The following is a 19,853-nucleotide window of genomic DNA, read 5'->3' on the forward strand; positions in this document are numbered from 1 at the left end:
GTGTCGCTATGCGTGTCACTGATTTATAAAACAGCGTTTCTTTTGCATCAAAAGCAGGTGTCATTTTTGCGAGCCCGCCATCAGAATCACCTGATGTCGGGCGTTAAGGCGGGCAGTTAGCGGTAGTTGACGATGACAGAGTTGCTCTGAACTTTCAGCGCAGGAATCAAACGCCCGCCGCCAGGAACTTCCCAGATAAAGCGCAGTGGTTCGAGGGCCGATACGCCGTTAAACGCCTGAGTTGTGCCATTTTCCCCATCGATTTCCGCGCAACGGGTCTGTGTACACAGACGTACGCGCAACCCTGCGGGCGTTGGGCCAATCAGTCTGTAATTCCATGCCACCAGCGTCATCAGGCCAGAAGCAGGTTCTGAAGGCGATAGCGGGCGTGAAGACATCGACTCACCGCGATGATTGAGCGTAATCCCCATGCTGCTGGCCTGCCATGTCCCTTCGCCTGCGGCCTGTGCCGCCAGCGGGAAGAACAGTACCCATAACCACTTACGCATTATTTACCTCCAATGGTTGCCGTCATGCGGATATGGCGGTTATCCGACAGCTCCATGTTGGACAGCACCACCAGCTGCGTCAGGCTACGGCGCAGGAAGCGGGACAACAACGGACGCAGGGCATGGTTCACCAGCAGAACAGGTGGCGCACCCAGCATCTCCTGACGCCCCAGCGCTTCCTGGGTTTGTGCCAGCAGTCGGTCTGCAAGCCCAGGTTCAAGACCGCCACCACCCTGCAAGGCCTGGAGCAGTAAGCGTTCCAGCGGAGTATCAAGACCAATTACCTGCACTTCACCTGTTCCCGGGAACCACTGTTGGGTAATAGCACGTCCCAGCGCCACACGAACCACCGCCGTCAGCTCATGCGGATCGCTTTGCAGCGGGGCATGTTCCGCCAGGGTTTCAAGAATGGTGCGCATATCGCGGATGGGCACTTTCTCGTCGAGCAGGTTCTGCAGCACTTTGTGTAACGTAGTCAACGTCACCACGCCAGGTACCAGATCTTCGGTCAACTTCGGCATCTCTTGCGTGACGCGGTCAAGAAGTTGCTGCGCTTCCTGGCGGCCAAACAGTTCAGACGAGAATTGCCCAATCAGATGGTTAAGATGGGTTGCCACTACGGTACTGGCTTCCACCACGGTATACCCCTGGATCTGCGCCTGCTCTTTTAGCGCGCTCTCGATCCAGATAGCGGCCAGACCGAAGGCCGGATCGATGGTTTGTTCACCCGGCAGAGTACCGGCAGCCGTGCCCGGGTTGATAGCAAGCCAGCGTCCCGGATAAGCATCACCGCTGCCAATTTCCACACCTTTCATCAGAATACGGTATCGCGCTGGCGGTAAATCCATGTTGTCGCGGATATGGACAACCGGAGGCAAAAAGCCCATCTCCTGCGCGAATTTCTTACGAATACTGCGAATACGCCCAAGCAGTTCACCATCCTGCTGGAAATCCACCATCGGGATCAGGCGATAGCCCACCTCCATCCCCAGTGAATCCTCCAGCTGGACATCGTTCCAGGTGGCTTCGACCGCCTGGGTATTCTCCTGCACTTTAACGGGAACAGGCTCGGCAGCGGGTTGGGTTTCACGCCCGCGCATCCACCAGGCAAGGCCAAGCAGAGCGGCGGTAAACAGCAGGAACACCAGATTCGGCATCCCCGGAACCATACCGAGCAGCCCCAGCACAGCCGCAGCCAGCAGCATCACGCGAGGGTTGCTGAACAGCTGGCCAACCATCTGCTCGCCAACGTCCTGGTCCGTACTGACGCGGGTAACAATAACACCCGCAGCAGTAGAGATAACCAGCGCCGGGATCTGTGCAACCAGACCGTCACCGATGGTCAGCAGCGTATAGCTTTCCGCCGCGTGGCCCATGTCCATACCATGTTGCAGAACACCGACCAGCAGGCCGCCCACCACGTTGATAACCATAATCAGGATGCCCGCAATGGCATCCCCACGCACAAACTTACTCGCACCGTCCATCGAGCCGTAGAAGTCGGCTTCCTGAGTCACTTCCGAACGGCGCTTTTTGGCTTCATCTTCAGCAATAAGACCCGCGTTAAGGTCGGCGTCGATCGCCATCTGCTTACCCGGCATCCCGTCCAGCACGAAGCGCGCACCGACTTCTGCGATACGCCCTGCACCTTTGGTGATAACCATAAAGTTGATGATAACGAGGATCACGAACACCACGATACCGATGGCAAAGTTACCGCCCACCAGGAAGTGACCGAAGGCTTCAACCACTTTACCCGCCGCCGCTGCACCGGTATGCCCTTCCATCAGGATGATACGCGTGGAGGCCACGTTCAATGCCAGACGCAGTAAGGTGGTAAACAGCAGAATGGTCGGGAACGCTGCAAACTCCAGTGTCCGCTGGGTAAACATCGCCACCAGCAGCACCATGATGGACAGTGCAATGTTGAATGTGAAAAGCAGATCGAGGATGAATGCCGGGAGCGGCAGTACCATCATCGACAAAATCAGCAGGATGAGAATCGGCCCGGCCAGAATCTGCCATTGCGTCGATTTCATGTTGCTCGGCAGGCGCAACATTGCCACCAGATTAGCCATCAGTGTCCTTCTCGTTCATAAAATCCAGCGCTTCTGGCACTGGAAGGTTTTCAGGTTTCACAGGTCGTTGACCACCTGCTAAACGCCAGCGTTTCAATTGCCATACCCAGGCCAGAACTTCCGCCACTGCGGCGTAAAGTTGCCCCGGGATTTGTTGTCCTATTTCGGCATGACGGTATAAGGCACGCGCCAGCGGCGGTGCTTCAAGAATGGGAACGCGATTCTCAGTGCCGATCTCACGAATACGCAGCGCAATCAGCCCGGCCCCTTTCGCCACCACTTTTGGCGCGCTCATTTTGTTTTCGTCGTACTGCAACGCCACCGAGTAGTGCGTCGGGTTGGTGACAATGACATCGGCTTTTGGCACATCTTCCATCATGCGACGGCGAGCGGCAGCGCGCTGCATCTGGCGAATACGCCCCTTCACATGCGGGTCACCTTCCATCTGCTTGTATTCATCACGAATATCCTGACGTGACATGCGCAGTTTCTTGAAGTGGCTGTACAACTGGAAAATAACGTCGAAACCTACCATCGGGATAATGCTGAGCACCACCAGTAACGCGCACAGCCCGACAAGGTTCATGGCGTTACTCATCGCGCTTAACGGTGATTCGCTAATAAGGCGCATCATCTCGGGCCAGTTGTGCAAAAGATAAAAACCCGCCGCACTGCCCATCAGCGTGGATTTCAGAATAGCTTTCACCAGCTCCGCGCCGGTCTGGGCGGAAAACATGCGGGCGATGCCCGGCAGCGGGTTGAGTTTGGAAAACTTAGGTTGCAGCGATTTCGCGCTGAACACCAGGCCGCCCAGCATAACGGGTGAGACGATAGCCACCAGCACCACGCCGGTTATCAGCGGCAGCAAGGCAATCATGGCACCTTTGATGAGCAGAATGATTTGGCTAAGGATCAGGTTCGGATCGTTGACCATGCTGTGATCAAAACGTAATCCGGTAGAGAGCATTCCAGCCAGTCTTCGGGCGAGCGACTCCCCTCCCAGCCAGATAATGCAAACACCCACTACTAAAATAAGCAGGGATGTCAGTTCTCTGGAACGGGGGATCTGCCCTTCCTCACGCGCTTTTTCAAGTCGGTGGGGTGTGGGGGCTTCCGTTTTGTCGTCGTTTTCTTCTGACACTGTACGTGCTCGCAGCCCATTAAGTCACGGTTATCATGCCAGAGCTCAGGGCATTCAATGGCTGGAAAAGACTCTATAACTCACCGTTTTTACCTGGTTTACTTTCCACAAGGCTTTTTCAACACTGCTTCATTTTTCAGAAAAATGCCCAGATGTATTATTCGTTAACAATGTTTGTTAAACCCTTACGTGTTTCAAAACTTATTACTACAACTCATACACAATAAATTTACGGCAATCGCCACAACACGCAGAAATAGCTTTTACATTACCTAATCACATTTCCGATATGTATACAAACAAATACAAAGATCAATTCGATCAATTAAACAAAAAAATTCACAAAATAAATAGCACGTTTATCAAGTCCATTTCAATTTCACCGATCTTTTCAGCTCTACATAAGGGTGTATACTCCCCACAGCATCAGCATCACTATTACCAAACCCTCTAATACTCAACGAAAAGATGCATTATTTATTGAAGGACACTAGTTATGAAACGTACCAAAACAATGGTAGCCAGTTTTATTCTTAGCCTCGTTTCTGTTAGCGCAATTGCTGCTGAAATGAATGCAGGGACAATTCACTTTACCGGGCAAATTATTGAACCAAGCTGTACGATTGATGGTGATAACGGCACAGACAGCACTGTCCCTTTGGGTACGTATCCAAACTCATTGTTTACCGAGGTGGGTAAAGAAAGTGAATTGATCCCTTTTAGTATCAGTCTCTCAGACTGCCCGGTCAAAAGTGATGGTCTACCGTCAGTACAGCTAACGTTTAACGGGAGCACTGCCGTCACAGGTTCAACGACCTTACTGGACGTCAGTAAAATCACCACAGATGGCGATACGGCAGCGACAGGCATTGGCATTGCCGTGACCCCGGCAGATGATAACGAAGACTATATTTCCTTCGATGGCAGCGAAGATCAGGTACGTATTACGCTACCCACGACGAAAGAAGATCAGGTTCATGCTGATTTCAATGCGCGTTATCAATCTTTTGCATCTGATGTCACGCCAGGCCCAGCAGATGCCGATATGACAATTAACATTCTTTACCGTTAACAGATCGCCATCGAACATTCATCAATTCAATTTTTAACTAAAAACACACTCTCAGAATACCAAATAGAATAGTTCGGATAAGCCCGGATTATTCTATTTTATTTTAAATTACGAACAGCAGGCTGACCATGCGTAAATTGTCGAAAGCATTTATCTACCTCTCGCTAATAATGCCCACATTGAGCCATGCAGCAGGTGTCCAGATTGGCCGCACGCGTATTATTTACAACGCCGAAAAAAAAGAGATAGCCCTTCCGCTCGTCAACAAAGATAACGCACTTCCCTGGCTCATCCAGTCCTGGACGGACACAGGCGACGAGACAACGCGTGGCCCCTTTATTGTCACCCCCCCACTTTTCCGCCTGGATGCACAAAAGGAGCAAAGTCTCCGCATCGCCTGGAATGGATCCTCGCTCCCTGAAGACCGTGAATCGTTGTTTTATATGAACATCCGCACCATTCCAGCAACCGCGAAAGAAGACAGCGATAAAAACATGCTGCGCCTTATTTATAAGACCCGCCTGAAGCTGTTCTGGCGCCCTTCTGGGCTTAAAGGGACGCCCGGTGACACCTGTAAAAACCTGCATTTTCGCCAGGAAAAGGGCGACGTAATTATCATTAACGACGGGGCATTTTACAGCGTTTTCGACAACCTACAGTTCGGGAATACCCCGCTATCAAAGGCGGATATGGTTGCGCCGTTTTCCCGTGTCTCCGTTCCTCTTCCGGCGAAGACCTCAGGCGCTCAAGTTAGTTGGCGTTGTATTACTGATTACGGAAATGCATCGGAAAAATACACATCCACAATGATTCAGGGATAAATCAACAAAATGACGAATGGACTATGCCATTTACCCGGCAAACGGAACAACACATTCGCATCGCTGGTACATTGCTTTTGCGGCGTTTTACTGATGACCTCTACGCCCCTTCTCGCACGGGAATACCTTTTTTCACCCTCTTCACTGGAAGGCAGCACGCTTGCTCAGCAGGACATCGACCTTTCACTCTTTTCGAAGCCCAACGCTCAGCCTCCTGGCCGTTATTCATCCCATATCGTCATCAACAAAACGCGGATGCGCGATGCCGACATACATTATGTGAACAGCCCGACGGGCGAGCTGGTCGCAGAGATCACGCCGGATATGCTGCGTCAGTGGGGGGTGGATGTCGATATGTACCCTAAACTTGCAGACTACGATGTTCAGACGCCGCTCGATAAACCCCTCGGCGATTTTATTCCTTTCGCCTCCTCAGCACTTGATTTCAGCAAAATGACGCTGAGCCTTAGCATTCCGCAGGCGGGTATGGTCAGCAATGCCGAGGATTATATTGACCCGTCAAGGTGGAACGACGGTGTGCCGGTCATGTTCTCGGATTATGCCTTTTCGGGTACCCGCCATAATGACGACGCGCAGAATACGACCACCAGTCAGTACCTAAATCTGCGCAGCGGCGCCAATCTTGGTGGCTGGCGGCTTCGCAACTACTCAACCTGGAGCAAAACGCAGGACGCCGCTCACTGGAGTACCATTAATACCTATCTACAGCATGATATTGATGCCCTGAAAGCACAATTCACCGCTGGTGAAAACAGTACACGAGGAGAGGTTTTTGACAGTCTCCAGTATCGCGGGGTGAATATAGCATCCGACGAAGAGATGCTGCCCTACAGCCAGCGGGGTTATGCCCCCGTAATACGAGGGATAGCCAGTTCCAGTGCTGAGGTGTCCATTCGTCAGAACGGCTATCTCATCTATCAGCAAAGCGTTGCGCCTGGGGCGTTTGAGATACACGACCTCTACTCGACGACTAACAGCGGCGACCTTGAGGTCACGGTGAAAGAAGCCGACGGCAGCGAGCACCACTTCACCCAGCCCTACTCTAGTGTCGCCGTGATGCAGCGTCCCGGCCATCTGAAGTATGAAGTGACCGCTGCACGCTACCGCGCCGACAGCGGCAGCGGTCAAAAAGAACCCACGTTTGTGCAGGGTAGTGCCATCTATGGTCTGAACAATGTCATGACGCTGTTTGGCGGTGTCACCACGTCTGAGGATTATCAGGCGGTTAACAGCGGCGCGGGAATTGCACTCGGCGTAGTGGGTTCACTTTCAGCGGACGTGACGGTGGCCAAAACCCGGCTGGATAATGGGGAAGAAAGCACCGGGCAGTCTTACCGCCTGCTCTACTCAGGGAAAGTCGATGCCACAGAGACCAACTTCACGCTCGGCAGTTATCGCTACTCCACGGCGGGCTATTACAGTTTTGCTGATGCCAACCAGAAGTATGAAGGTAATGAAAACGACTGGCTGTATCAGTACAACAAACGCAGCCGTCTTCAGGCCAGTATCAGCCAGAGCCTGTTTGGCAGTAGTTTTTATCTGAATGGCTATCAGCAGGATTACTGGGGAAGCTCGCGTAAAGAGCGCAGCCTTTCCGCTGGCGCAAACACCGTTGTGGAAGGGGTCAGCCTGCACATGGCTTACACCTACAGTAAAACCAGCGACGACAGCAGCGATCAGATGGTCTCCTTTGGTTTCAGCATCCCACTCAGCAAATGGCTGCCGCGAGCGTGGAGCAGTTATTCCTTAAGCAACAGTAAAAAGGGTTACACCCGACAAAACCTGGGTCTCAGCGGCACCCTTCTGGACGATGAACGGCTCAGCTATTCGTTGCAACAGAGCCATGCCAACCACGATGCTGACGATAGCAGCAGCCTCTACGGCAGTTATCGTTCGCAGTACGCCAATCTCAATGCGGGCTATTACTACTCATCAGATAACAGCCAGCAGCTCAGTTACGGCGCCAGCGGCGCAATCGTAGCTCATCCACACGGGATCACTCTTGCCCAACCATTAGGCGATCAGTTTGCCATCGTCAGTGCTTCCGGTGCGGCGGGGGTTCGCTTCAAGAATCAGCGGGGAGTCCAGACAGACTGGCAGGGAAATGCGGTGATCCCCTCACTCACGCCCTATCAGGAAAACCGCATACGCATCGATACCACCAGCCTGCCACGAGATGTGGATACCAGCGACACCTCGATCACCGTAGTACCTTCGCGAAATGCCGCCGTGACCGCGAGCTTTGACGCCCATGTTGGTTACCGTGCCCTGATCACACTTACCCGCCAGGATGGCAGGAACGTCCCTTTCGGTGCGATAGCGACGATGAGAGCGTCCAGTATGACAGGAATTGTCGACGATATGGGCACGCTCTACCTTGCAGGGATAAGCAAAAATGCTGAACTTGACGTCGTCTGGGGAGACACCAGCGATCAACGCTGCACGGCGCCCATCACGCTTTCCGATTTGCAAAATTCAAACAACCCCACGGGGATCCGCCAGGCCCGCGTGATATGCCAGCAGGAACAACCGCATGATCAGTAAACGCCAGAAATCTGTTTTGACGCGCCTTCAGGTCCTCCTGTACGCCTTCGCCTTCCCCCTTACAGGACAAGCCGCAACGGTATTAAAGAATTGCTTCGCGGCCCCTCAGGATTACCAGATTTCCTATAGCCGGGAGCTCTCCGCCACGGATAACGTTGTGGGTAATGCGGTAAATGATAACGAGCACCTTGTCGGTAGCGGTAGCGAAATGGAAGCTAACTGTAGCTGCCCAAAAGGTCTGGATGAAAGTACAGCAATCATGGAGCTGACGCTTGCCGGCAGCCCGCTTAGCCCCGGTGCCAGCGGCTATGGTTATCTTACAGACTCGCTGGATATTCACGTATCCGGCTACAATGATGCGATTAACTCGCCTGATGGGGCGAATTTAACCAAACTCGATATCAACGCGTACCCTTCGTCGCTCTCGTCGATGGATAAATTGATCGAAAAGATAAAAACCACTGAGGGCACTGCCAGCGTTTGCAGTGAAAGCACCCGCCCTGAAAGCACTCTCCCCGTGAAGCGGCAATTCCGATGGAATGTCATTGTGGCGAGATTTCTGGTCAAAAAAACCATTCTGGGAGAAGCCATCATTCCCCCGACCATCGTGGTACAAAACTATGCCTGCCTCTACTACGGCTCCGGCAGCTGCGACCCAACCAACGCTGAACAGGTATCAAATATCTGGTTAAGCGGTTCTCTTACTGCCCCTCTAAGTTGCACGATTAACGAGGGAAGTACCATCGAGGTCGATTTTGGCGACCTGGTCTCCAGTCAGTTTGTGAATAAGGGACAACAACCGAAAGGCTTTACGCTGAAAGATGTCGACATTTCCTACCAGTGCGGCAGTAACACCGTAGGTAAAAATGACAGGATTAAACTCACGCTGAGTGCCGATCAGGGGGTCATAGACAGCAGTAATCCCGTGATTGCGAAAATGATCGGAAGGGATGATATCGGCGTAAGGGTGTTCGATGAACAGAATCAGGATATTGCGCTGGACGGCAGCTATGCGTTTCCCGTCACGGTGGATGAACAAGGAAATGGTGTGATTCGCATTAAAGCCGCGCCAGTCAGCACCACCAGTGCGAAACCCGGTTCCGGGAGCTTTGAGGGTAACGTCACAGTAAAAATGGATCTTCGTTAGTCAAAATACCCTCAGGTTGAACAAACAACCTGAGGGTAACAGCATAATCAGAAACCAAGGCTGTCCAGCAGATCGTCCACCTGATCCTGGCTTGCCACAACGCCCGCTTTGGTCGCGTCGAGCTGTGGGCCATTGAGCAGGCTTTCGTTCTCGCGTTTCGGACGCGCAGCCGGTTCCGGGATGTTCTCCAGCAGAACCATCAGCAGCTGACGCTCAATCTCCTGAATCACATCCATCATGCGCTTGATAACCTGACCAGTCAGGTCCTGGAAATCCTGCGCCATCATGATGTCCAGCAATTGCGCGTTGGTGAAGCTGGTGTGACCCGGCACATCCCCCAGGAACTGACGGGTATCGGTCACCAGCTCACGGGCATCCGCCAGCTCGATTGGATTTTCGAACCACTCGTCCCAGCGTTTGGTCAGGGATTTAGCCCCTTTCTCCATAGCGTCCTGGTGTGGCTGTGATGCTTCGACACTGTTCAGTGCACGTTCAGCCGCCTGAGCAGTCATCTGCACAACATAGTCCAGACGATCGCGCGCGTCCGGAATCGCTTCCGCCGCTTCAGCAATGGCCTGATCCAGCCCTAATTCACGCAGGCTGTCACGCAACATACGCGTCAGGCTACCAATGCGGGCAATAATGTCGCTCGGTGAATGTTCTTCAACAGGTTTCATAGTAGGTTGCAACATATTCATCACCTCACATGCCGAGTTTCTCGAAGATCTTACCGAGCTTCTCTTCCAGGGTTGCAGCGGTGAATGGCTTCACCACATAGCCGCTTGCGCCCGCCTGTGCTGCTGCAATGATGTTCTCTTTCTTCGCTTCTGCGGTCACCATCAGCACCGGCAGTGATGCCATACCTGCATCTGCGCGAATGGTTTTCAGCAGTTCCAGACCGTCCATGTTAGGCATGTTCCAGTCAGAAATTACAAACCCAAAGCTACCAGCCTGCAGTTTGTTCAGCGCATCCACGCCGTCTTCTGCTTCTTCAACGTTGTTGAAGCCCAGCTCTTTCAGCAGGTTGCGCACGATGCGACGCATGGTGGAAAAGTCATCCACAACCAAAAATCTGAGCTCTTTGTCCGCCATAAAACTACACTCCTCTTTAAATACGTATTGCCTGTCCGGCACTGATTTTCGCCAGCATCTGCTGGCTTACCTGGCTAAGATCGACCACTTCGCTCACGCCACCCATATTGATGGCCTCGCGCGGCATGCCGAACACCACACAACTTGCTTCATTCTGCGCAATCGTCCAGGCGCCAGCCTGGTGCATTGCTAACATTCCGGCGGCACCGTCGTTGCCCATCCCCGTCAGGATCACCCCAACGGCGTTGCGCCCCGCATGTTTCGCCACCGAATGAAACAGCACATCCACCGACGGACGGTGCCGGTTAACCGGCGGCCCGTCATGAATTTTGATTTGATAGTTCGCGCCACTGCGCGCCAGCTCCATATGCTTGTCGCCCGGCGCGATATACGCGTGCCCCGGAAGAACACGTTCGCCGTCCTCCGCCTCTTTCACGCTTATCTGACACAATTTGTTCAGACGCTCCGCGAACGAGCGGGTAAAGCCTGGCGGCATATGCTGCGTAATAAGAATACCTGGGCTTGAAAGCGGCAATGGCTGGAGTACATGGCGAATTGCCTCTGTTCCCCCGGTTGATGCACCAATCACCAGCAGTTTTTCCGAGCTGAGTAACGGGCCAGCCTTCAGTGTTGCCGGTACTGCGGTCGGTGTATGAGCCGCCAGCTTTGCGCGCGATGCAGTGCGGATTTTCTCGGCGATCATCTCGCTGTAGGCCAGCATCCCTTCCCGGATACCCAGTTGAGGTTTGGTGACAAAATCCACCGCCCCCAGCTCCAGCGCGCGCAGCGTGATTTCGGATCCTTTCCCCGTCAGGGATGACACCATCACCACCGGCATCGGGCGCAGACGCATTAATTTTTCCAGAAAATCGATGCCATCCATGCGCGGCATTTCGACATCCAGCGTTAGCACGTCGGGGTTATATTTTTTGATTAAATCCCGCGCAACTAACGGATCAGGCGCTGTTGCCACCATCTCCATATCGCTGTGGCTATTGATAATTTCAGTCATGATCTGGCGCATCAGCGCCGAATCATCGACAGACAACACCCTGATTTTACTCATGCTTTTTCCTTACTCAGCGCATATACCGTTTGCCCACGCAGGCTAAACTCACGCACGAGGTTGCTAAAGTTTTCCGAGTGCCCGGCAAACAGTAAACCGTCAGGCTTGAGCAACGGAACAAAGCGACGCAGAATGTCCTGTTGCGTCGTTTTATCAAAATAAATCATCACGTTACGGCAAAAAATGGCGTCAAACGGCCCCGGAACGTTGTACTGCTTATCCAGCAGGTTTACAGAGGTGAACTCCACGCAGTTCGCCAGCTCCTGGCGCACGCGCACCAGCCCTTCATGCGGACCCGTACCGCGCATGAAGTAACGCTGGAGCTGCTGAGGCGAGAGCGTCTTCAGTTCATCCTGGCGATAGACCCCGTTACGGGCTTTCTCCAGCACTTCAGTGTCGATATCACTGGCGAACACTTTCCAGCGTCCTGGTGCCATCCCCAGCGTGTCCGCCAGCGTGATCGCCAGCGAGTACGGCTCTTCACCGGTTGAAGCTGCCGCACTCCAGACGCGATACTCTCCACTACGACGACGCGCATGATCCGCCAGCACCGGAAAGTGGTGCCCTTCGCGGAAAAACGCGGTCAAGTTAGTGGTTAATGAGTTAATAAATGCCTGCCATTCCGCGCTGTTCTGGTTCGCTTCGAGCATACTCAGATAGCGGCCAAAATCATCCAGCCCGAGAGTGCGCAAGCGCCGCACCAGCCGGTTGTAAACCATGTCTCGCTTATGATCGGCAAGCACGATCCCCGCACGCTGGTAGATTAACTGACATATCCGACGAAAATGCGCGTCGGACAGCGCGAGGCGCTGTGTCATCTGTAACAGTAATGACGTTTGCCCTGAGGGCATTGGTGATGTCATAGCGCCTTCTTAATCACATTCAGGTTCCAACTGGCACGGCCTGCGACCGCCCGACTTCTGTTACTGCTTCAACGTGCTCATTTACATTAAATACCGCGACCAGCCCGGTCAGGTGATCGGCCTGGTTTGCCAGCTGATCGGTTGCCGCGGCCGCCTCTTCCACAAGTGAGGCGTTCTGCTGTGTCACCTGATCCATCTGGCTGACCGCCTGGGCTACCTGCTCGATCCCGCGACGTTGTTCATCTGACGCGGAGGCAATCTCACCCATGATGTCGTTAACCCGGGTCACTGAGGTGACAATCTCGGTCATCGTTTTTGCTGCCGTGTCCACCAGCGCAGAGCCTTGCTCAACGCGAGACACCGACTCTTCAATCAGTACCTTAATCTCTTTTGCCGCGTTGGCACTGCGGCTTGCCAGGTTACGGACTTCACCGGCGACGACCGCAAACCCGCGCCCCTGTTCCCCTGCGCGCGCTGCCTCCACGGCGGCGTTCAGGGCCAGAATGTTGGTCTGGAAAGCAATACCGTCAATCACGCTGATAATGTCGCCAATTTTCTGTGAACTGGCGGCTATCTCATGCATAGTGCTGGCAACGTGAGTCGCCTGGTCGCCCCCTTTCTTCGCCGTTTGCGCGGCCTGTTTTGACAGGTCAGATGCCTGACGCGCGTTATCGGCGTTCTGGCTTACCGTTGCCGTCAGTTGCTCCATGCTGGCGGCCGTTTGTGCCAGCGAGGCCGCCTGCTGCTCGGTTCTTGAAGAGAGATCGTTATTGCCTGCCGCAATCTCTGAAATCCCGGTGTGCATGGCATAACTGCCCTGACGCACATCGGTCACTGTTTCACGCAGTGACCCCTGCATCGCCTTCAGGCTGGCGAAAATCGCCGAAATCTCGTTCTTACCGTACACCGCAACCGGGCGCGCCAGGTTGCCCTTCGCGATGCTGTCGAAATGGCTGCTGATGATCGCCAGCGGTTGCACAATCATCCTGCGCGACCAGAAGAGTGCCCCCCCGGTCAGCAATGCCGCCAGAATCACCACCACGGCAAAAATCACGCCGGACATGTGGTAACTGGTGCGGCTGTCTGCCCCTGCGCGCTCAACAAACTGGTTGATGTCCTGCTGCCATGCGTTAAAGCTGCCATCAAAGGCCGCCTGTGATTCCTGCACTGGCGCAGTCATAAAATCAGAAAGCTGGTTGTTCTCAAGCCACGTCGCCTGGTGATCCAGATCGCTGTGCCACTGCTCAAAGTTCTTCTTCATGGCGACTTTCAGCGTTTTGCCTTTCTCGCTGACAGCCTCCTGAGACGTGAAGGCTTTAAACTGCGCGTCAGCCTGTTTAAGGCTGTCGCGCGCCGTTGCCATCAGTGCCTTAATGTCATCCGGCGGATAACTTAACGCGGTCAACGTCCCCGCCTTGTTCAGCGCAGTGCTTGCCTGCAACAGCACGGCACGCGTTTGTGCCAGTGCGGAGCGCTGTTGATTACTCGCCTCAACTTCCTGCAAATTCTGATAGCCATCGCGAAACGCCCAAAAAGACAACCCGTTACTGCCAACCTGCAACACACCGCAAAGGATCAGAATCAAAAACAGTGTGGTCGAGATACGAATACGATTTAACATCCACGCTCCCATTAAGCGGCAAGCAGCCGCGGTTTAAAGTTCAGTCAAAATGTTTCCCAGTTTTCATCTTGTCCGGTCGTCACGGTGCGGGTGCGAGCCGCTGCCGGGGCAGTCGCTGACCCACTGTGCATTGCACGCGTGATGGCCGTATTTGTCGTTTTTGAAGCAAGACGGAACGCCGAGACGGCCATCTTCAGACGGCTCGCCTGGTCTTCCAGTGCAGCCGCCGCCGTGGCGGACTCCTGCACCAGCGCGGCGTTTTGCTGTGTCACGCGATCCATTTCAGATACCGCCAGGGCGACCTGGTCAATACCACGACTCTGCTCATCCGATGCAGAGGCGATTTCACCCATGATGTCCGTTACGCGGGTAACGGCATTCACGATGTCATTCATGGTTTCCCCTGCGCTTTCAACCAGCACGGAGCCGGTATCCACACGGGAAACAGAATCTTCAATCAGCGCTTTAATCTCTTTCGCCGCGTTGGCGCTGCGGCTTGCCAGGTTACGCACTTCACCGGCCACCACCGCAAACCCACGGCCCTGTTCACCGGCACGCGCCGCTTCAACGGCAGCATTCAGCGCCAGGATGTTGGTCTGGAAGGCAATACCATCGATAACACTGATGATGTCGGCGATTTTCTTCGAGCTGTCGGCGATTTCATGCATGGTTTTCACCACACCATCTACCACACGACCACCGCGTTGTGCGGTGTCGGAAGCGCTTTCGGCAAGCTGAGAAGCCTGACGGGCGTTATCCGCGTTCTGCTTCACGGTCGCGGTTAACTCTTCCATGCTGGCTGCCGTCTCTTCCAGCGCCGAAGCTTGCTGTTCGGTACGAGAAGAAAGGTCGTTGTTGCCCATCGCAATTTCGCTGGTGCCGGTATAGATGGCATCCGATCCCTGACGCACATTGGTCACGGTATCAATCAGCGAGCGCTGCATGTGGTCAACGGTGTTCGCCAGCTCCGTGATTTCATTACGCCCTGATACGGTCAGCGTTTTGGTCAGATCGCCGCTGGCGATTTCACGGATATGGGCAATCACGCGGCCCAGCGGATTCAGCAGAATGTGGCGAATGCCATACCACACGCCAACCAGCACAATCACCAGCGCCAGCGCCAGTACGGCCATCTGCCATTTGGCGAAGCGGTAATCGTTCTGACTTTCCGTAAAGGAGGTGTGATACAGGTCGCTACTGGCTTTGGCGTATTCACCCAGCGCTGCACCGAGGGCGTTTTGCATCCCCTGGGTTGGCTGCGCAAAGTAGGCATCCATGTTGCCGCCTTCCAGGAACTGAATCAGCTCCGTCAGGCCTGCAAAGTAAGCCGTGTATTTTTCATCGATGTTGCTGCTCACCTGCTCCATGGCAGGCTGCGGGGCGATTTTTTTGAAGGCGTCGTAATGTTTCGCGGCATCGGCAAGCGTTGCGCGGGCATTTTTCAGCAGATCCGTTTTCGCGGTGCTCTGCTGGTTATTGGGGTCCATCATCATGCGGGCAGAAGAGCGGCTCAGGTTAATGCGCGTTTGCAGCATCAGATCCCAGGTCGATGTCAGCTCGCTTTGTTGCAAACGCAGATCGTTTGATGCGGCAAAGCTGTCCTGATTATTTTTTAACGACGAGAAAAAAAGCCCGCCTGAAATGAGCTGAAGAAGCGCGAAAATGACCAGCACCATCATGAGCATTGTGACAACGCGGATACGGTTCAACATACAACACCTTCTCATAGATTTATTAACGGTGTTATCGGCACTGACCACAGGAACTTTACATTTGCGAAAGGGAAAAGCACCGGTTAAAACGCCACGTCGACAATTAGCGTATCGCTGTAGGTCCCGGCAGGTGGGGTAGTCTGGTTGGTGAGCACTTTGGCCGTGTAGTTATAGGTACGCAGCAGGCCGTCAGTGCTCAGCTGTGAAGAGGCTGAGCTGGCCCAGCGCTCGGTGCCGCTGCCGCCCCAGCGGCTGGTGGTCGCTTCTTTGTAGATGTCGTAACTCATATAGTTACTGCCGCTAACCATACGACGCACATTGTTCAGCGCGTTGGCACCATTGTTAATTCCTATGGTGTAAGTGCTGCCTTTGGTGCAGGTCACGGCGATGGCTTGCGAAATGGTGGGGAAATTTTGTACCAGCGGTGCGCTGTTGAAGTTCACGTCCGGCGTAGTCATGGCGCTACAGTCGTTGGTCACGGTCATGTTGAGCAGAATACTTGTCGTCGCCGTCCCCGTTTGCGGCGTAGTGCACAGCCCCAGAACCCCCACAGAACAGACATTGTAGTTAATACTGAAGGTCAACAGCACCTGATACGGCCCTGCCGTCACGTTTTGCCCGGCCACGGTTCGGAAATAGAGCGGAATGTTGTACTGCTTCGACCCCAGCAGCCCCAGCAGCGTGTTACCACTCCAGGTGTAGGTCTTGCTGATTTGCACTTCACTGTTGCTTGCACAGCCCGATAAACCGCATAGCCGCGTGGGGATCACATCGGTGATGGTTGCGTTGTCGGTGCGTTTCATCGTGGCGCGGCTGTTACCGGATACCGAAGCCGACGTGTAGCTCAGCGTCACCGAATCGTTAGTCAACAGATTGAGTATCGCATCACAGGAAACCACCAGAGTGCCGGTAGTTTCCACCTCCCCGGTTCCGCTAAGGGAAAATGACCCTACGCTGCCAAATGCAGCATTCACAGTACTGATGGTACACACCGCCCCACTGCCGCCGGAAAAGAGCAGCATAATCACCAGCAGCAGGCGCTTCATGGCCCCTCCCGGCACACCAGTGGCCCATAGGTTTGCAGCTTATGATCCGGGTTTGCACCAATGGTCAGCGTCGCCGTGCAGTGTTTGCCTTCCGGGGTGGTAATATCCAGCGGATTCACGTCGCTGAGATTTTCCAGCCAGGCAATGCCGTCATACCCCACCACCGCATTGCTGCGCGAGGCGCGTCTCACCTGGCTTCCAACCGGAATATCCTGCCCCTGCGCATCATGCAGAATCACGCTTGCCACCCGTTCCTGCTCCATCGGGAAATCGACCAGATAACCGCTGTGACGACGAATAGCCACCCGCCTCTCGGTCTCTTTCAGCCGGGTATCGGCAGGCAGATTCAGGGTATCAATACTGTAGCTCGCCGGATAATAGGCCGACACGCCGCTCACCAGCAGATAACCATTGTTATTGGTTTTGCCGACCGGCTGGTTCTCATAGCTAACGGGAACATCCGGATGGCCATCAGTACTGATCACCACGAACGCATCATTGATTTTGTTGGCGGCAAACAACTCGCCGTCCATCAGCACAAGGGAGCCCATCGCCTCGCCCCACCAGGTCATCATGTCCTGTTCGCCGTATCCCCCGCCCTGCAATTCAATATTATTGTTGCGCCAGCCCAGCGTTCCCTGCTGATAGTTATTCGCCCGCGACTGGTTGGCCCACGCCATATTCCAGCTAAACCCACCATCGGAAGGCATGGAATGGTTGTAGTTGATGCGCTGTGTGCTGCCTGCATCCGGGGTATTTTCAAAGGTGACGGCGGCGCTGTCACGTTCACCCAGCGGTACCTGTAGCGAGAGTGCGACCGTCCAGTCCCCCCGCTGCTGGTCGCGGCTGGCCGCCAGATAGATACTGCTGGCCCCCCACAGATTGCGGCTCCAGGAGAGATTCAGCAGCTCCGTTTTCTGGTTATCAAAACTCTCAACACCGATCCAGGCCACGCCAAAATTGCCGTACTGCCCGAGGTTAAAGGTCAGCGAATACTGGTCAGTATTGCGGCTAAAACTGGCAATCGGACGGTTGTTTTCATCATAGACCGTCGGCTGGTCATACAGTGCCAGGTTGCCAAAGCCGCGACCTCGCCGGCTATGCTGGGTGGCAAGGTTAAACTCACTGGTGCTGTACTGATAACCCCAGTTGATTTGCCCGCCATCGTCCCCACGCATCTGACTGCGGGTATATGACGTATTCACCACACCAAAACGTCCGAGCTTCACCACCGTTCCCGCCCCGCCCAGTGCCAGCTCTTGCGCGCCTTCTGCGTGTCCTTCCAGCGTCAGCCAGTCTGTAAGGCCATAGCGATACGATCCGCTGCCTGCCGCCGGACCGTAGTCGAAACTTTTGATTCCATAATTACGCCGCAGGCTCCCGAGCGTCACCGCGCCGTCACTCAGCCCTTGTTTGAGCACATCACTGGTGACATAAAACGGCAGCGTCGTGCTGACCTGTCGACCCAGCGCATCGGTGGTCACCAGCACGGCATCCCCGGCGCCGTTGATATAGGGCAGGTTCGTGAGGGTGAATGGCCCGGGCTGGAGCTGAGTAGAGCCCGAACGATAGCCGTTGATAAACAGATCGACGGAGGTGGGCACGGCCGCTTCCCCCGAGAACTCCGGCAGCGGCCAGGTCACCAGATCCGGGCGCAGAGAGAAATCACGCCCGTAGCTTATCCCGCCCATCCGTACACTGCTGCTCCAGCTCAGGGCATCACTTATCACATCCCAGGCAGTCCAGGTGGTTGCATCGTCTTCGTTAGTCATCAACAAGGTGGTGTCATAGCGAACGTAACCTTCCTGTTGACCATTGTCCCCGGAGAAATTTTGTCGGGCGTAGCCAGTAGATGAAAACGAGCCGTTTTCATTGAAGTAGCGGAACTCATGCCAGAGAGACGCCTGGCCGCCAATGTGGTCGGTATGATTGGTATAGAGATCGTAATTCAGCAGCGCCCCCCGTCCATAATGAGGTTTGCTCTGTGCTGCCAGGCCGCTAAACGGCGTGATGCGGGATGAAACCCAGTCGCGAGGCACGGTTATCAACAGCCGCTGTGCGGCGCTGTCGTACTCCACGCGCACCTGAGAAAGCGTAGAAAGATTGACGTCCCCATTCGGCACATGCTCGGGGGGAAGCCCGGCACGCAGCAGATCGGCGCTGGAAATAAAGTAAGCGCCATCGCGTTGCGTGACGGGCACCACCAGCCCGGTGTCATAGTGATTCAGTACGAGAGCAAGCTGGAAAACGGCTTCACCTTTTATTGCCTGGGCTTGCGGTGGCGGCGGCAAACTGTCATCGCCAGGCTCGGCCCAGGTGCTGGTACTGACGCAGAGCAGGATAATCATCGCCGGTTTCAGTTGACGGGCGTCGACTGCCATTGCGTATCCCTGGCATTAATCTGCGCGCTCATCTGCTCTGGCTGGCGAATTCCCGCCGGGATCGGCCACCTGCGGGTACTGTCGGGCAGCACGTACCCCAGCAATCCATCAGCAACCGTTCGTTTCTGCCCGCCCTGCTCCAGCGTCACCTGACTCAGCCTGACGTGCACATCTCCCTGATTACGAACCTCAAGCGCAGGATGCCCTCCTTCCTGCGTTACCCGCCAGCTCAGATTTTTACTCTCCACCAGCGCATGATGCGCACCCTCTTTTATTGTCGGGATCCCTTGCCCGTAAACAAAGAGCGGAATGGAGTAGCGCATCTGGAGTTTAAGGCCGATGGTCGGTTCAGCTTTGGCATCAGGCTGGGGAATTTCATCCACGATAATGCGGTAGGCTTGTTCGACGCCCATCGGGACAGCGCCCTGTTTGATCAGACGGATAAGCTGCTTGCTGTCTTTGCCGATGGTGACAATCGGCGGGCTGGCGACAACATCCTGCTGTGCGGTATAGCGTTCAAACCCTTCTTCCTGCTTCCAGCGCACAATGCGTACCTGCATGGTCGTCGCGCTGTTGCCCTGATTCTGGATCCATAATTCCGTCGCTTTGGTGTCTGCCGAAAGCCACGGGTCGATGGGCCATAACAGAATGGTCGCAGCCGCGTGCGCCTGGCCTGTTGCAACGGCGGTGACTCCCAACATACTTACCAGACAAATACGCCTGAATAATGGCTGCATCG

General features: G+C 54.6%; 16 protein-coding genes. 4 read left to right on the forward strand and 12 right to left on the reverse strand.

Annotated elements, in window-relative coordinates:
- Positions 1 to 116: 116 nt before the first annotated feature.
- Genes flhE through flhB form a run of 3 tightly spaced genes read right to left on the reverse strand, consistent with a single transcriptional unit; the run spans position 117 to position 3,728 of the window.
- A complete protein-coding gene (flhE, locus tag ACT9TW_RS19525) occupies positions 117 to 509 on the reverse strand; it encodes a flagellar protein FlhE (protein ID WP_446493432.1) in 393 nt (130 codons plus the stop codon).
- Positions 509 to 2,587 carry a flagellar biosynthesis protein FlhA gene (flhA, locus tag ACT9TW_RS19530; protein WP_446493433.1) on the reverse strand — a complete coding sequence of 693 codons (2,079 nt, stop codon included), beginning with the start codon at positions 2,585 to 2,587 and terminating at the stop codon, positions 509 to 511. The genes flhE and flhA overlap by 1 nt, the downstream gene beginning before the upstream one ends.
- Entirely contained in the window at positions 2,580 to 3,728 is a 1,149-nt protein-coding gene (gene flhB, locus ACT9TW_RS19535) for a flagellar biosynthesis protein FlhB (protein WP_182061514.1), read from the reverse strand. Before flhB ends, flhA begins: the two co-directional genes overlap by 8 nt.
- A gap of 496 nt (positions 3,729 to 4,224) precedes the next feature.
- Here flhB and ACT9TW_RS19540 point away from each other — a divergent pair, with 496 nt between their 5' ends.
- From ACT9TW_RS19540 to ACT9TW_RS19555, 4 genes are all read left to right on the forward strand, one after another.
- Complete coding sequence (locus ACT9TW_RS19540; RefSeq protein ID WP_446493434.1) at positions 4,225 to 4,800, forward strand: fimbrial protein; 576 nt, start codon at positions 4,225 to 4,227, stop codon at positions 4,798 to 4,800.
- Between the two features lie 128 nt (positions 4,801 to 4,928).
- Positions 4,929 to 5,621, forward strand: coding sequence for a fimbrial biogenesis chaperone (locus ACT9TW_RS19545; RefSeq protein ID WP_446493435.1), 693 nt, complete (start codon positions 4,929 to 4,931; stop codon positions 5,619 to 5,621).
- Between the two features lie 93 nt (positions 5,622 to 5,714).
- Positions 5,715 to 8,186, forward strand: coding sequence for a fimbria/pilus outer membrane usher protein (locus ACT9TW_RS19550; RefSeq protein ID WP_446493436.1), 2,472 nt, complete (start codon positions 5,715 to 5,717; stop codon positions 8,184 to 8,186).
- Positions 8,176 to 9,333 (forward strand): fimbrial protein, encoded by a 1,158-nt coding sequence (locus ACT9TW_RS19555; protein ID WP_446493437.1) that lies wholly within the window; start codon positions 8,176 to 8,178, stop codon positions 9,331 to 9,333. Before ACT9TW_RS19550 ends, ACT9TW_RS19555 begins: the two co-directional genes overlap by 11 nt.
- Before the next feature lie 47 nt (positions 9,334 to 9,380).
- Here the strand turns inward: ACT9TW_RS19555 and cheZ are convergent, their stop codons facing one another.
- The 9 genes from cheZ to ACT9TW_RS19600 form a co-directional block, all read right to left on the reverse strand.
- Positions 9,381 to 10,025, reverse strand: coding sequence for a protein phosphatase CheZ (gene cheZ, locus ACT9TW_RS19560; RefSeq protein ID WP_182061519.1), 645 nt, complete (start codon positions 10,023 to 10,025; stop codon positions 9,381 to 9,383).
- 10 nt (positions 10,026 to 10,035) lie between these two features.
- The gene (gene cheY, locus ACT9TW_RS19565) at positions 10,036 to 10,425 is read right to left on the reverse strand and encodes a chemotaxis response regulator CheY (protein ID WP_182061520.1); all 390 of its coding nucleotides are present in this window, start codon (positions 10,423 to 10,425) and stop codon (positions 10,036 to 10,038) included.
- A gap of 16 nt (positions 10,426 to 10,441) precedes the next feature.
- Positions 10,442 to 11,491 carry a protein-glutamate methylesterase/protein-glutamine glutaminase gene (locus ACT9TW_RS19570; RefSeq protein ID WP_014832418.1) on the reverse strand — a complete coding sequence of 350 codons (1,050 nt, stop codon included), beginning with the start codon at positions 11,489 to 11,491 and terminating at the stop codon, positions 10,442 to 10,444.
- Positions 11,488 to 12,354 (reverse strand): protein-glutamate O-methyltransferase CheR, encoded by an 867-nt coding sequence (gene cheR, locus ACT9TW_RS19575; RefSeq protein WP_217186435.1) that lies wholly within the window; start codon positions 12,352 to 12,354, stop codon positions 11,488 to 11,490. Before cheR ends, ACT9TW_RS19570 begins: the two co-directional genes overlap by 4 nt.
- A 19-nt stretch (positions 12,355 to 12,373) precedes the next feature.
- On the reverse strand, positions 12,374 to 13,975 hold the full coding sequence (gene tap / locus ACT9TW_RS19580; RefSeq protein ID WP_446493438.1) for a methyl-accepting chemotaxis protein IV: 1,602 nt from the start codon (positions 13,973 to 13,975) through the stop codon (positions 12,374 to 12,376).
- A 44-nt stretch (positions 13,976 to 14,019) separates the two neighbouring features.
- Complete coding sequence (gene tar / locus ACT9TW_RS19585) at positions 14,020 to 15,687, reverse strand: methyl-accepting chemotaxis protein II (RefSeq protein WP_446493439.1); 1,668 nt, start codon at positions 15,685 to 15,687, stop codon at positions 14,020 to 14,022.
- 83 nt (positions 15,688 to 15,770) lie between these two features.
- The gene (locus ACT9TW_RS19590) at positions 15,771 to 16,733 is read right to left on the reverse strand and encodes a Csu type fimbrial protein (RefSeq protein WP_446493440.1); all 963 of its coding nucleotides are present in this window, start codon (positions 16,731 to 16,733) and stop codon (positions 15,771 to 15,773) included.
- Positions 16,730 to 19,114, reverse strand: a complete 2,385-nt coding sequence (locus ACT9TW_RS19595; RefSeq protein WP_446493441.1) for a fimbria/pilus outer membrane usher protein — start codon at positions 19,112 to 19,114, stop codon at positions 16,730 to 16,732. Before ACT9TW_RS19595 ends, ACT9TW_RS19590 begins: the two co-directional genes overlap by 4 nt.
- The gene (locus tag ACT9TW_RS19600) at positions 19,090 to 19,851 is read right to left on the reverse strand and encodes a fimbrial biogenesis chaperone (RefSeq protein WP_446493442.1); all 762 of its coding nucleotides are present in this window, start codon (positions 19,849 to 19,851) and stop codon (positions 19,090 to 19,092) included. The genes ACT9TW_RS19595 and ACT9TW_RS19600 overlap by 25 nt, the downstream gene beginning before the upstream one ends.
- Positions 19,852 to 19,853 lie beyond the last annotated feature (2 nt).

Source organism: Enterobacter sp. C4G1 (genome assembly GCF_052886895.1).

Excerpts from the sequence above, each read along its gene's own strand:
- flhE (WP_446493432.1), bottom strand. The coding sequence starts at position 509 with ATGCGTAAGTGGTTATGGGTACTGTTCTTCCCGCTGGCGGCACAGGCC.
- flhA (WP_446493433.1), bottom strand. The coding sequence starts at position 2,587 with ATGGCTAATCTGGTGGCAATGTTGCGCCTGCCGAGCAACATGAAATCG.
- ACT9TW_RS19540 (WP_446493434.1), top strand. The coding sequence starts at position 4,225 with ATGAAACGTACCAAAACAATGGTAGCCAGTTTTATTCTTAGCCTCGTT.
- ACT9TW_RS19545 (WP_446493435.1), top strand. The coding sequence starts at position 4,929 with ATGCGTAAATTGTCGAAAGCATTTATCTACCTCTCGCTAATAATGCCC.
- ACT9TW_RS19550 (WP_446493436.1), top strand. The coding sequence starts at position 5,715 with ATGACCTCTACGCCCCTTCTCGCACGGGAATACCTTTTTTCACCCTCT.
- ACT9TW_RS19555 (WP_446493437.1), top strand. The coding sequence starts at position 8,176 with ATGATCAGTAAACGCCAGAAATCTGTTTTGACGCGCCTTCAGGTCCTC.
- cheZ (WP_182061519.1), bottom strand. The coding sequence starts at position 10,025 with ATGTTGCAACCTACTATGAAACCTGTTGAAGAACATTCACCGAGCGAC.
- cheY (WP_182061520.1), bottom strand. The coding sequence starts at position 10,425 with ATGGCGGACAAAGAGCTCAGATTTTTGGTTGTGGATGACTTTTCCACC.
- ACT9TW_RS19570 (WP_014832418.1), bottom strand. The coding sequence starts at position 11,491 with ATGAGTAAAATCAGGGTGTTGTCTGTCGATGATTCGGCGCTGATGCGC.
- cheR (WP_217186435.1), bottom strand. The coding sequence starts at position 12,354 with ATGACATCACCAATGCCCTCAGGGCAAACGTCATTACTGTTACAGATG.
- tap (WP_446493438.1), bottom strand. The coding sequence starts at position 13,975 with ATGTTAAATCGTATTCGTATCTCGACCACACTGTTTTTGATTCTGATC.
- tar (WP_446493439.1), bottom strand. The coding sequence starts at position 15,687 with ATGTTGAACCGTATCCGCGTTGTCACAATGCTCATGATGGTGCTGGTC.
- ACT9TW_RS19590 (WP_446493440.1), bottom strand. The coding sequence starts at position 16,733 with ATGAAGCGCCTGCTGCTGGTGATTATGCTGCTCTTTTCCGGCGGCAGT.
- ACT9TW_RS19595 (WP_446493441.1), bottom strand. The coding sequence starts at position 19,114 with ATGGCAGTCGACGCCCGTCAACTGAAACCGGCGATGATTATCCTGCTC.
- ACT9TW_RS19600 (WP_446493442.1), bottom strand. The coding sequence starts at position 19,851 with ATGCAGCCATTATTCAGGCGTATTTGTCTGGTAAGTATGTTGGGAGTC.